Genomic DNA, 12961 nt, shown 5'->3' on the forward strand with positions numbered 1-12961 from the left:
TAAATGAAAGTTTATACTATTTTTCTTTATAAAATATTTTTAATTAAGAGCGTACTCATTCTTTTGTTAAGTTTAAGTTTAGATTTAAAATCCCAAAGAGTATTAACTGTTGGAGGAACTAACTGGACCGTTACCATCCCGCCGATATCGGAAGCAGGCTCCAACTATACAGGAACTTATGAAAGCGCGACCAATCAGGTTTTGTTAGGGGCGAGTGTTCCGTTGTTATTAGGGAATGGGAAAGTAAGTGTGCAATATCAGGCCAACCCTACATGGAACAGCAATCTCGTTTTATCAGCAAGGAGAACAGGAAACGGAACAACACCCTGTGCCGGCTGCTCGATCACCGGCGGAACAAGTTACATTACCATTCCTTTAGCAACGGACGTAGAATTGTTCAGAATTACCGCTGTATTAGCATTGGCATCTTATTCTAATATTCCAGTGCAGTTGCAGTTATCAGGAGTTTCGGTAGCCATACCGGCAGCAACGTATAGCAGCTTAGTCGTTTTTACGATAGCAGCCCCCTAAGACAATAACATTCACAATCTGTGGAATCAATCTGATGTAGAGATAGCGAAAATCATTTCATTTTTAACTGGAAAATTTTAGAGATATGTTTTATAAAAATTAAAAGAGGATCTAAAAAACTTTGTAACTTACTGTCTTAGTTAACCACCGATGTAGTGAATAATAATTTTTCTGACATATCATTAATGTCTATCTCTTCTCATCAATCATCTCCTGAAAAAAAAGAGTAAGCAAATTGTTTGATGCGTCTGGCCTGTTCTACTTCAAAGCGAGCCTTAGTTGCAATTTCCCCATAAGCAAATGCACGGGCCATCTGAATCTTTTTGAGTTTGTCTTTTGGTGTATCTTCGGCTCTCACTTTCATTAGCTTATATTCGTTGGTCTGTATTTTATAGGTTGCCTCCTCAAGCTGACGTGCTCTTTTTTCAAATTTTTCAATATGATTATCTATAATAGAAAGGGCTTTATCCAGTGTGCACTTCTCCATATAAGAAGACCACAGTAAAAAAGGCTCCCGAATGGGAATATACTGAATATCCCTCATAATCCAGGCATCAAGTTCTTTTCTGCCGATCGGAGTGAGTATATACTGCTCCACATTCATTTTTTCCCCTGATATTATTTTGTGTTTCCACCAGATTATTTTCCTTCATACTTTTGAGGGCATTGTAGATCTGGCTGGCAGTTGCACTCCAGAAAGGAACTACCGACGTACTCAAGTTCTGAGCAATCTCATAGCCCGTCATAGGTGCGATTTCTAACATTGACATAATGATGTGTTTGGTCGACATAAAATGTTTTATACAAATATAATCATTATAGTATTATTCTCATTTACGCTCCAAAATAGTACTTAAAATACTATTTAAAAAAAACTAGCAAAAACGCATAATTATTATAAATGTTAAATTAATCGATATTTTATTTATAATATATAATTATTTATTATTAACTTTAAAAAATCAATAATAAATATAAAACTTAAAGATTATTAAAATTAAACCTTTTTAAACAAATAGTATTAAAAGTAATATATTATGAAAGAATTAAAAGAGTTATATACAAGACTGGGAGAGCAAAATTTAACTCCTTTATGGCTCGTGGAACAAGATGTATTACCATTGCAGCCAACCCCGGCAGCTGTTCCCTGGCTTTGGAAATGGGATGAACTCTATCAGCTGGCAGCCATGGCAGGCAAACTGATTGAACTTGAAGATGGCGGAGATCGTCGTGCCTTGGGTCTAAGTAACCCCGGTCTTAATGGAAAACCCTATGCTACTGAAACTTTATGGATGGCACTGCAGTGGCTTAATGGAAAGGAGATAGCTCCACCACACCGTCATATCGCACAGGCCTCACGATTTATTATCCAAAGTGAAGGTTCTTATAGTACAGTGGAAGGAAACAGAATATTTTTGGAAAGGGGAGATTTTGTCCTTAACCCTCCCTTACTATGGCATGACCATGGTTCCATCAATAATAACCATGCTATCTGGCTGGATGCGCTGGATATACCTGTAACAAATTATCTGAATGCTAATTTCTTTGAGTCTCATTATTTAGACAAGCAGAAAGTAACTAAAAAAATAAACGCATCGGTATTAAAATATGGTAATGGAAATTACCGCCCTCTATGGGAAGACCCTATTAATGAATACCCTCCAGTTTCAGTATATAAATGGAAAGAAACTTTAAAAGCTCTTAACGGCCTTAAAGAAGCTGACGAAGCTTGTCCTTATGATGATCTGGCATTGGAATACGTTAATTCATTCAATGGCAATTCCTCAATGAAAACTTTTGGAGCTTCCATCCAATTAATACGTCCGAAAATACACACCAAAGCACACCGCCATGTATCCAGCAACGTTTATTATATTTTTGAAGGAAGCGGATATTCGGTAATTGACGGAGTTCGGTTTAACTGGTCTGAAGGAGACTTCCTGGTTATTCCTACCTGGGCCTATCATGAACATTGTAATACTTCAGAAAGTACAGATGCTATTTTATTTTCTGTAAGTGATCGTCCTTTAATGCAGGCAATGGACAAATACCGACAAGAACCCCTTAAGGAGAATGATGGTCATCAAATAGTCCATAGCGTTTTTACGGGGAATTTATAAATTTTTAATCAACTAAATATCAAAAAAAATGAAATTACTTATGTTTACCAGTGGTTCATCAGAGCCAAAATTCGGAGCTTTTGTTCGGGGAAAGATTATTGACCTCAATGAAATTGCGAATCTAGCAGGGCTTAGTCTCCCTACGTCATTACAGGAGTCTTTAAAAAGTGCCGCCGGACTATCGGATGCAGAAAAAGTTATACAATATTCAGAAGAACATTGGGATGACCTGCCTGAATATACTATTTGGAACGAAAATCAGATTCAATGGTTGCCTATAATAAGTTCACCTGAAAAAATTATATGTGTAGGACTTAATTATAAGCATCATATCATGGAAATGAATCGTGAGATGCCTAAAGCTCCAGTATTATTTGCCAAAATGGCTACTACATTAAATGGTCACAAGCAGCCTGTTCCTTATGCAGATGTATCCGATTCATTGGATTTTGAAGCTGAATTGGCAGTAGTTATTGGAAAAAAAGGGAAAAATATAAAAAAACAGAATGCGATGGAATATGTAGTCGGATATTCTTGTTTTAATGATGTAACGGTACGTGAATATCAGTTTCGGACAGTCCAATGGATGCAGGGCAAAAATTTTGATGGACACGGACCGATAGGACCTATGCTTGTCACTCCAAACGAAATAAAAGACCTTTCCTCATCAAAAATCCTGTTGCGCTTAAATGGAGAAATTATGCAAGAATCTTTTATTGGTGATCTCATTTTTGATGTTCCGACCCTAATTGAGGTAATCTCAGCAATTATGACCTTAAATCCCGGAGACATTATTGCAACAGGAACTCCTTCCGGGGTCGGATTTGGAAGGAACCCTAAAGTATTCATGCAGAGGGGTGATGTCGTGGAAGTAGAGATTACCGATGTTGGTATATTAGAAAATACTATAAAATAACGATTCTTTTAAAAAAAATCATGAAAAATACTAAACAACTGACTTTGCAAGAGATTAAAAATGCTCTTCAAAGCACACAAGAAAACTTCTTAAAGCTCTCCAGCCAATCGCTTCTTATAGAAAAGTTATATACCAAACCCTCACCTGCAGAATGGTCTTGCGGTATTGTACTCTGGCATATTGGAGAAGCACGCACTTTCTTTGCCAATGAAATTGAAAAAGTATTACATCATACTGATTTGCCCATAGGAAGAACAATGGATGATCCGGTTCGGTTAGCAAATATCAAAGAAGCTGATATTGTTCAGCCTTCAATAGACAAAATCCTGGATCGCTTAGAAAAAAGTTATTCTAAAGTTACTACAATATTCAAAAATTTAAAACCTTCCGATCTTGAGATAGAAATTCAGCATATGAATCCCAAGTTTGGCTTAATGAAATTAGTAGACTTCATCGACCATTTTATCGTTGAGCATGATCATATTCATTTAGCACAGATTGATAGAATCCTGAAGCAAATTCGTTAATTACCTACCACCATTAAAAAACACTTATATGAATTCTGAAATCTCACAGCATAAAAGGTTGAGTAGAACTAAGCCTAACTATGCACTCCTACTGTTAACCTTAGTTTTCGCATTAGGTTTATTAGATCGAGTTATCTTTAATGTACTTTTAGATCCCATCCGGGAAGAGTTTCACTTATCAGATACTATTATGGGACTATTATCTGGATTTGCGTTTGTTGCTTTTTACTCTGCAATGACTTTTCCTATAGCGCGACTTGCAGATCGCTATAACAGAAGAAATATTATTGTGACCGGTCTTACGATTTGGAGTGCAATGACTGCTTTTAGTGGTTTGGTAACAAATATACTCCAACTTACCATCGCACGGATCCTTGTTGGTTTTGGGGAATCCATGGGCTCTGCACCGGGACATTCTCTTTTATCTGACTTTTTTCCAAAACATGAACGTCCTAAAGCATTCAGTATCTATTCTGGTGGACTTCATCTGGGAATATTACTGGGATATATCATTGCCGGACTTATTGGACAGATGCTGGGGTGGAGGTACGCATTCTTTTTTGCCGGGGTTCCAGGACTTCTGCTGGCTTTAATTATCCGACTAACCATGAAAGAGCCTATACGTGGTAGTTCAGAAGAGCATTATGAACTGAAAGGACTGAAAATACCACTTCGTACCGCAGTTAAAGATATATTTCGTCAACCGAGTTACCGTCTTGTTTTAATCGCAACTACGATGGGTGCTTTTGTCATTTATGCATTCAGCACATGGGAAGCTACATTTCTTAGGAGAATTTATCACTTTGATGGAATACAGATAGGCCTTATTGTGGGAACAGTAAAGGGAGGAACTGGTCTGGCAGGAGCTTTTCTCGGAGGTTGGCTTTGTAATACTTGTGGCAAAAAAAACTATAGGTATATTTTGCAAATTCCTGCGATAGCAACATTTTTATGTGCAGCTTCTTCTCTCATCTTTCTATTTTCAGATAACTCAACAATGGCGATTATAGGCCTCGGTATTACCACATTCTTTCTAGCCTTTCATATTGGAGTTGCCTGGGGAGTTGCTCAAACTGTTACCCGAGTAGAAGTACGTACATTAGCCGCAGCTATATTGACTATCTCATGCAACCTTATAGGCCATGGATTGGGGAGTTCTGTTCCTGGTTTTTTTAATGATCTCTTATCAGAAACTTATCATGTAAATGCAATACGGTATTCATTACTGTCTGCTACGGGAGTTGCCCTGCTTTCAGGACTAATCTATTGGAGAGCGTCTCACCATATAGAAAAAGATATTAATAGCCTGTCAGAACAAAGAAAAGTAACTCCCACTTTTTAAAAATGAAAAATATTCTGAATTATTTACTTTTAAAATCAATTCTATGCATTGTTATTGTAAAAAAATCTTAAGCTCTATCTTTATATTTATATTACTGATATATCAAGCACAGACAGCTAAAGATAGTATTCTTCCAGCGCCCATTATCCAGGCAGAACTTGATGCAGGAACAAGAAAAACATTGATTTCTGCTGTTATTTCAAAAAAAATCGATCAGCGAAAAAAACTAAATTTCCTAAACATTACAGCTGTTCATAGTTTCTACACTTCCGAAGATAAAGTTTTTGACGAAGTATTTACCAATATTGCCATAACCTATAATTATGCAAAATCTTTTGGTGCCGGTGCTGGAATAAAATTTGTAAATACCACTGGAATCACTCCTTTCTTGGCTGCACAGTTTTCTAAGCGTTCATCACGATTATTTTTCACCGTATTTTTTTCTTATATGGTAATCAATATTCCTCTACGGGAAGCCATAATACTAATAAATTATCGTTTTCCTCTTACCTCTAAATATCAATTTTTCACTCAATTATTGGCAACAACTAGCTGGCTGGATTTAAGACTACATCGCAGAAGTCAGCAACAGTTTCGCATAGGTCTTGATTATAAATACTTTCAATATGGACTAGCTGCAGATTTTGACCAATATGGCCTACGACCTGTAACAAAAACAAACTTTGGTTTTTTTATTAGAAAAGAATTTAACTAAATAATAAAACGAAAAAAGTCTCATACAAATGAATGTATGAGACTTTTAATAAAAAACTGGCGGCGACCTACTCTCCCGCTTGTCGCAGTACCATCGGCGCTGGTGGGCTTAACTTCTGTGTTCGGAATGGGAACAGGTGAGCCCCACCGCTAAAACCACCCTAAATAAGGTATATCTTGTATCATGTCGGTTGTAATAGGTACCATGTATTGACATGATACTTTTTACTTTTTACATTTTACAAATTTTATCGGTAAATTTCATCACAAAGGCAAAACCAGTTCTGCACTTATAAGCACTTGTCTTATTATTAATTAATTAAAGTTAAGATTACAGCAACCAATAGGCTATAAATCTACGGGTAATTAGTACTACTCGGCTATGCTGTTACCAACTTTACACCTGTAGCCTATCAACGTTGTCATCTCCAACGACCCTTAAAAGATGTCTCATCTTGAGGCGAGTTTCGCACTTATATGCTTTCAGTGCTTATCTCTTCCAAACGTAGCTACTCAGCGGTGCACCTGGCGGTACAACTGATACACCAGAGGTTTGTTCAATTCGGTCCTCTCGTACTAGAATCAAGCCCTCTCAAACATCTAACGCCCGCAATAGATAGAGACCGAACTGTCTCACGACGTTCTGAACCCAGCTCGCGTGCCACTTTAATGGGCGAACAGCCCAACCCTTGGGACCTTCTCCAGCCCCAGGATGTGACGAGCCGACATCGAGGTGCCGAACCTCCCCGTCGATGTGAGCTCTTGGGGGAGACTAGCCTGTTATCCCCGGAGTACCTTTTATCCTATGAGCGATGGCCCTTCCATACGGAACCACCGGATCACTATGTCCTGCTTTCGCACCTGATCGACTTGTAGGTCTCACAGTCAAGCACCCTTATGCCATTACACTCTACGCACGGTTACCAAGCGTGCTGAGGGTACCTTTGAAAGCCTCCGTTACTCTTTTGGAGGCGACCACCCCAGTCAAACTACCCACCACGCAATGTCCTTCTGAAAGAAGTTAGGCTCCAAGTAAGTAAAGGGTGGTATTTCAACGTTGACTCCACAAACACTAGCGTGCCTGCTTCAAAGTCTCCCACCTATCCTACACATTACTTACTCAAAGTCAATACGAAGTTATAGTAAAGGTTCACAGGGTCTTTTCGTCCCATTGCGGGTAATCGGCATCTTCACCGATACTACAATTTCACCGAGCTCGTGGCTGAGACAGTGCCCAGATCGTTACACCATTCGTGCAGGTCGGAACTTACCCGACAAGGAATTTCGCTACCTTAGGACCGTTATAGTTACGGCCGCCGTTTACTGGGGCTTCAGTCAAACGCTTCGGTTACCCTAACGCCCTTCCTTAACCTTCCAGCACCGGGCAGGTGTCAGACCCTATACAGCATCTTTCGATTTAGCAGAGTCCTGTGTTTTTGATAAACAGTCGCCTGGGCCTCTTCACTGCGGCCAGCATTGCTGCTGGCGTCTCTTCTTCCGAAGTTACGAGACTATTTTGCCTAGTTCCTTAGCCACGACTCACTCGAGCACCTTAGGATTCTCTCCTCGACCACCTGTGTCGGTTTTGGTACGGGTTGCTTCACTTCGGCTTTTCTTGGATCCGATTTCACTATAACAGCTTCGCCCGAAGGCTAGGCCTTGACACTTCCGTCCGTCTTCAATAGCTACGTCGAACCGTCCCCTTTTTAGTGTGAGCAAGTATGGGAATATTAACCCATTGTCCATCCACTACCCCTTTCGGGTTCGCGTTAGGTCCCGACTAACCCTCAGCTGATTAGCATGGCTGAGGAAACCTTAGTCTTTCGGTGAGGGGGTTTCTCGCCCCCTTTATCGTTACTTATGCCTACATTTTCTTTTCTATCCGCTCCACAATACCTCACGATACTGCTTCGGCGCAAATAGAATGCTCTCCTACCAGATATAATAAAATTATAAATCCATAGCTTCGGTAATATGTTTATGCCCGATTATTATCCATGCCGGACCGCTCGACTAGTGAGCTGTTACGCACTCTTTAAATGAATGGCTGCTTCCAAGCCAACATCCTAGCTGTCAATGCAGTCCAACCGCGTTGCTTCAACTTAACATATATTTGGGGACCTTAGCTGTTGGTCTGGGTTCTTTCCCTCTCGGACATGGACCTTAGCACCCATGCCCTCACTGCCGCAGAACATTTATTAGCATTCGGAGTTTGTCAGGAATTGGTAGGCGATGAAACCCCCGCATCCAATCAGTAGCTCTACCTCTAATAAACTTTATTGCGACGCTGCACCTAAATGCATTTCGGAGAGTACGAGCTATCTCCCAGTTTGATTGGCCTTTCACCCCTACCCACAGGTCATCCGAAGACTTTTCAACGTCAACCGGTTCGGTCCTCCACTCTGTGTTACCAGAGCTTCAACCTGCCCATGGGTAGATCACAAGGTTTCGCGTCTAATCCTACTAACTATGCGCCCTATTCAGACTCGCTTTCGCTCCGGCTCCGGACCTGAAGTCCTTAACCTCGCTAGTAAAATTAACTCGTAGGCTCATTATGCAAAAGGCACGCCGTCACCCAACTTGTGGGCTCCGACCGCTTGTAGGCGTACGGTTTCAGGTTCTATTTCACCCTTCTATTCGAAGTGCTTTTCACCTTTCCTTCACAGTACTTGTTCACTATCGGTCTTTCAGGAGTATTTAGCCTTGGAGGATGGTCCCCCCATATTCAGACAGGATTTCACGTGTCCCGCCCTACTCATTTATCATCAAAATATACCTTTCGAATACCGGGCTATCACCGTCTACGGCCGCACTTTCCAGTACGTTCTTCTAAATATATAAAGACTTTTGGGCTAATCCGCTTTCGCTCGCCACTACTTACGGAATCTCTTCGATTTCTTTTCCTCCGGGTACTTAGATGTTTCAGTTCTCCGGGTTTGCTTCTTAATGTAAACATCAAGATGACATGTCTTCAACATGCCGGGTTGCCCCATTCGGACATCTCGGGATCTATTCGTGTGTGCCAATCCCCCGAGCTTTTCGCAGCTTACCACGTCCTTCTTCGCCTCTGAAAGCCTAGGCATCCGCCATACGCCCTTAACGATTTCTTTCCTATTTTTAGGTTACTCAAGCACTTATAAGTGCTCGGTTTTCTCTTTGTGATGTCTTTACCGTTAATGTCAATGATCTTAAATCTTGTAATCATGTAATCCCGAAATATGTACTAATGACGGCTCCGTCATTATGTAGAATATACATTTCCGTAAAATTACCCTCATACATCATACGTATGTACTTACCGTACACCATACAATACGTGGAGAATAAGGGAGTCGAACCCTTGACCTCCTGCGTGCAAGGCAGGCGCTCTAGCCAGCTGAGCTAATTCCCCCTCTAGTAGAAATTTTAAATTCTAAATGATAAATTTTAAATGAAAACAATATGTTATAATCTAAAATCTATAATTTAAAATCTGCAATTCCCTTCAATTAGTAGTCTCGGGCAGGCTCGAACTGCCGACCTCTACATTATCAGTGTAGCGCTCTAACCAGCTGAGCTACGAGACTTCGTTATAATTTTAAATCTTAAATTGAAAATTTTAAATAACTTTTAAATCTAAAATTTATAATTTATAATCTAAAATCTCTTGTTCCCTGTTACTAATCTCTAGTGGGTGTGTATTTTTATATATATAGCAACCAAATAAAAAACTAAAGCTTCGCTTTAAGTAAGTGCATGGTACATTGAAGTACCTTAATTTTGTTTATTCTCGTCCGAAAACGAGACTCTAAAATGAGATGTTCCAGCCGCACCTTCCGGTACGGCTACCTTGTTACGACTTAGCCCTAGTTACCTGTTTTACCCTAGGCAGCTCCTGTTACGGTCACCGACTTCAGGTACCCCAGACTTCCATGGCTTGACGGGCGGTGTGTACAAGGCCCGGGAACGTATTCACCGCGCCATGGCTGATGCGCGATTACTAGCGATTCCAGCTTCATAGAGTCGAGTTGCAGACTCCAATCCGAACTGAGACCGGCTTTCGAGATTTGCATCACATCGCTGTGTAGCTGCCCTCTGTACCGGCCATTGTATTACGTGTGTGGCCCAAGGCGTAAGGGCCGTGATGATTTGACGTCATCCCCACCTTCCTCTCTACTTGCGTAGGCAGTCTCACTAGAGTCCCCAACTTAATGATGGCAACTAGTGACAGGGGTTGCGCTCGTTGCAGGACTTAACCTAACACCTCACGGCACGAGCTGACGACAACCATGCAGCACCTTGAAAATTGCCCGAAGGAAGGTCTATTTCTAAACCGATCAATTCCCATTTAAGCCTTGGTAAGGTTCCTCGCGTATCATCGAATTAAACCACATAATCCACCGCTTGTGCGGGCCCCCGTCAATTCCTTTGAGTTTCATTCTTGCGAACGTACTCCCCAGGTGGCTAACTTATCACTTTCGCTTAGTCTCTGAAGCATAAAGCCCCAAAAACGAGTTAGCATCGTTTACGGCGTGGACTACCAGGGTATCTAATCCTGTTCGCTCCCCACGCTTTCGTCCATCAGCGTCAGTTAAGACATAGTGACCTGCCTTCGCAATTGGTGTTCTAAGTAATATCTATGCATTTCACCGCTACACTACTTATTCCAGCCACTTCTACCTTACTCAAGACCTGCAGTATCAATGGCAGTTTCACAGTTGAGCTGTGAGATTTCACCACTGACTTACAGATCAGCCTACGGACCCTTTAAACCCAATAAATCCGGATAACGCTTGCACCCTCCGTATTACCGCGGCTGCTGGCACGGAGTTAGCCGGTGCTTATTCGTATAGTACCTTCAGCTACTCTCACGAGAGTAGGTTTATCCCTATACAAAAGAAGTTTACAACCCATAGGGCCGTCGTCCTTCACGCGGGATGGCTGGATCAGGCGCTAACCCATTGTCCAATATTCCTCACTGCTGCCTCCCGTAGGAGTCTGGTCCGTGTCTCAGTACCAGTGTGGGGGATCACCCTCTCAGGCCCCCTAAAGATCACTGACTTGGTAGGCCGTTACCCTACCAACTATCTAATCTTGCGCGTGCCCATCTCTATCCACCGTAGTTTTCAATATCAATTGATGCCAATTAATATATTATGGGGTATTAATCTTCCTTTCGAAAGGCTATCCCCCTGATAAAGGCAGGTTGCACACGTGTTCCGCACCCGTACGCCGCTCTCTTCGTCCCGAAAGACAAATACCGCTCGGCTTGCATGTGTTAGGCCTCCCGCTAGCGTTCATCCTGAGCCAGGATCAAACTCTCCATTGTATGTTTGTTCTGACTCACTCAAAGTTTTGACGCTTTAGTTTTTCCTTACTTGGTTGTTATATTGTATTTCAATGATCTCTATTCTTCCGCTCCTACTTTAGCTAATTTCTGTCGTTTCGCTTTATCGTATTTGCGTGTGCAAAAGTAAAAATAAATTTCTAATTGACCAAATGTTTTCTTAAGAAAATTTAAAGTTTTTTGTTAACCCTAATCCCCTCTCAAAACCTCAATCCTTCTACTCCTGCGCTCCCGTTTTACCGGACTGCAAAGATACTAAAAAATTTAAACTCCGCAACTTTTATCATCTAAAAATTAAAAAGTTTTTATCTCATGTATCCGTAGATATCAGTTTTATATTCTCCGCTCCTTAAAGCTCTTCTGCGCTACTGAACTACTCCTGGTTTTTCAGTGCCGCAAAAGTACACCCTTTATCCTATACCATCCTAATTTATTTAACATAATATTAATATGGAAGGGCTATTGTGGAAAACTTATTGATATAAGATACTGATATCATTGACCTTAAAAGTCTTTTTATATTTACTCACATTAACTCAATGTTTTCTGAACTATTTACTAAGGCTCTGTTTTACTACTCTTCATAGCAGTTAGCGATTAGCGATTAGCGATTAGCGATTAGCGATTAGCGATTAGCGATTAGCGATTAGCGATTAGCGATTAGCGATTAGCGATTAGCGATTAGCGATTAGCGATTAGCGATTAGCGATTAGCGATTAGCGATTAGCGATTAGCGATTAGCGATTAGCGATTAGCGATTAGCGATTAGCGATTAGCGATTAGCGATTAGCGATTAGCGATTAGCGATTAGCGATTAGCGATTAGCGATTAGCGATTAGCGATTAGCGATTAGCGATTAGCGATTAGCGATTAGCGATTAGCGATTAGCGATTAGCGATTAGCGATTAGCGATTAGCGATTAGCGATTAGCGATTAGCGATTAGCGATTAGCGATTAGCGATTAGCGATTAGCGATTAGCGATTAGCGATTAGCGATTAGCGATTAGCGATTAGCGATTAGCGATTAGCGATTAGCGAAATTAATTCATATAAAGCACATCCAAGAAAATCACAGAATATTTTTGCCGAAATTTTTTATAATTTGCAATTAACTGACAGGGAAAGTAAATGGGTAGAGCGTATTTTTTAGATGTTTCTTTAGGGTGCCTGTTTAATTAAATCTTCAAGGTTTTTAAAACCTTGAAGATTGGAATGGTGGTTCTTATTTGGGTTTCCGGATACGAGTAAAATTTTCACGGATGTTTGGAATATATTTTTAAATATGAGAAGAGTTACCATGTATTTATAAAAGGTAAAACTGCCGGAAAGTAAATGGATAGAGCGTATTTATAGAGGTTTCTTTAGTGTATCTGTTGTAATTAAATCTTCAAGGTTTTTAAAACCTTGAAGATTGGAATGACGTTGCTATTTTATTTCCGGATATGCTTAAATTTCATGGGATGTTTCCTTGGAATATTTTTTAAA

Annotated in this window: 8 protein-coding genes, 2 tRNA genes and 3 rRNA genes; 6 read left to right on the forward strand and 7 right to left on the reverse strand. The window is 40.5% G+C overall.

Features of this window, described 5'->3' with window-relative positions; translation table 11 throughout:
• The first annotated feature begins 3 nt into the window (after positions 1–3).
• Positions 4–531, forward strand: a complete 528-nt coding sequence (locus ODZ84_RS12290) for a hypothetical protein (RefSeq protein ID WP_266172604.1) — start codon at positions 4–6, stop codon at positions 529–531.
• A gap of 202 nt (positions 532–733) precedes the next feature.
• Here the strand turns inward: ODZ84_RS12290 and ODZ84_RS12295 are convergent, their stop codons facing one another.
• Positions 734–1129, reverse strand: coding sequence for a hypothetical protein (locus ODZ84_RS12295; protein ID WP_266172605.1), 396 nt, complete (start codon positions 1127–1129; stop codon positions 734–736).
• The gene (locus tag ODZ84_RS12300; RefSeq protein ID WP_266172606.1) at positions 1086–1301 is read right to left on the reverse strand and encodes a PadR family transcriptional regulator; all 216 of its coding nucleotides are present in this window, start codon (positions 1299–1301) and stop codon (positions 1086–1088) included. Before ODZ84_RS12300 ends, ODZ84_RS12295 begins: the two co-directional genes overlap by 44 nt.
• A gap of 330 nt (positions 1302–1631) precedes the next feature.
• On the opposite strand from ODZ84_RS12300, the gene ODZ84_RS12305 reads away from it, so the two are divergent.
• Genes ODZ84_RS12305 through ODZ84_RS12325 form a run of 5 tightly spaced genes read left to right on the forward strand, consistent with a single transcriptional unit; the run spans position 1632 to position 6151 of the window.
• The gene (locus ODZ84_RS12305; RefSeq protein ID WP_266172608.1) at positions 1632–2651 is read left to right on the forward strand and encodes a cupin domain-containing protein; all 1020 of its coding nucleotides are present in this window, start codon (positions 1632–1634) and stop codon (positions 2649–2651) included.
• A 28-nt stretch (positions 2652–2679) separates the two neighbouring features.
• Positions 2680–3567, forward strand: coding sequence for a fumarylacetoacetate hydrolase family protein (locus tag ODZ84_RS12310; protein WP_266172610.1), 888 nt, complete (start codon positions 2680–2682; stop codon positions 3565–3567).
• Positions 3568–3587: 20 nt separating this feature from the next.
• Positions 3588–4094 carry a DinB family protein gene (locus ODZ84_RS12315; protein WP_266172612.1) on the forward strand — a complete coding sequence of 169 codons (507 nt, stop codon included), beginning with the start codon at positions 3588–3590 and terminating at the stop codon, positions 4092–4094.
• A 28-nt stretch (positions 4095–4122) separates the two neighbouring features.
• Entirely contained in the window at positions 4123–5436 is a 1314-nt protein-coding gene (locus tag ODZ84_RS12320; RefSeq protein ID WP_266172613.1) for a spinster family MFS transporter, read from the forward strand.
• A 43-nt stretch (positions 5437–5479) separates the two neighbouring features.
• Positions 5480–6151, forward strand: coding sequence for a hypothetical protein (locus ODZ84_RS12325; protein ID WP_266172614.1), 672 nt, complete (start codon positions 5480–5482; stop codon positions 6149–6151).
• A 54-nt stretch (positions 6152–6205) separates the two neighbouring features.
• On the opposite strand, the gene rrf is transcribed toward ODZ84_RS12325, so the two are convergent.
• The 5 genes from rrf to ODZ84_RS12350 form a co-directional block, all read right to left on the reverse strand.
• A 5S ribosomal RNA gene (gene rrf, locus ODZ84_RS12330) occupies positions 6206–6314 on the reverse strand.
• Between the two features lie 182 nt (positions 6315–6496).
• Positions 6497–9260, reverse strand: a 23S ribosomal RNA gene (locus tag ODZ84_RS12335).
• A 207-nt stretch (positions 9261–9467) separates the two neighbouring features.
• Positions 9468–9541: transfer RNA gene (locus tag ODZ84_RS12340), tRNA-Ala, on the reverse strand.
• Positions 9542–9642: 101 nt separating this feature from the next.
• A tRNA-Ile gene (locus ODZ84_RS12345) sits at positions 9643–9716 on the reverse strand.
• 224 nt (positions 9717–9940) lie between these two features.
• Positions 9941–11458 (reverse strand): 16S ribosomal RNA (locus ODZ84_RS12350).
• The 16S, 23S and 5S rRNA genes sit together here with 2 tRNA genes alongside, the layout of an rRNA operon.
• Positions 11459–12961 lie beyond the last annotated feature (1503 nt).

The organism is Chryseobacterium fluminis (genome assembly GCF_026314945.1).
GTDB lineage: Bacteria > Bacteroidota > Bacteroidia > Flavobacteriales > Weeksellaceae > Chryseobacterium > Chryseobacterium fluminis.

What these genes read in the sequence shown, in the direction of transcription:
- ODZ84_RS12300 (WP_266172606.1), bottom strand. Translation starts at nt 1,301, where the DNA reads ATGTCAATGTTAGAAATCGCACCTATGACGGGCTATGAGATTGCTCAG.
- ODZ84_RS12310 (WP_266172610.1), top strand. Translation starts at nt 2,680, where the DNA reads ATGAAATTACTTATGTTTACCAGTGGTTCATCAGAGCCAAAATTCGGA.
- ODZ84_RS12320 (WP_266172613.1), top strand. Translation starts at nt 4,123, where the DNA reads ATGAATTCTGAAATCTCACAGCATAAAAGGTTGAGTAGAACTAAGCCT.
- ODZ84_RS12325 (WP_266172614.1), top strand. Translation starts at nt 5,480, where the DNA reads ATGCATTGTTATTGTAAAAAAATCTTAAGCTCTATCTTTATATTTATA.
- ODZ84_RS12315 (WP_266172612.1), top strand. Translation starts at nt 3,588, where the DNA reads ATGAAAAATACTAAACAACTGACTTTGCAAGAGATTAAAAATGCTCTT.
- ODZ84_RS12290 (WP_266172604.1), top strand. Translation starts at nt 4, where the DNA reads ATGAAAGTTTATACTATTTTTCTTTATAAAATATTTTTAATTAAGAGC.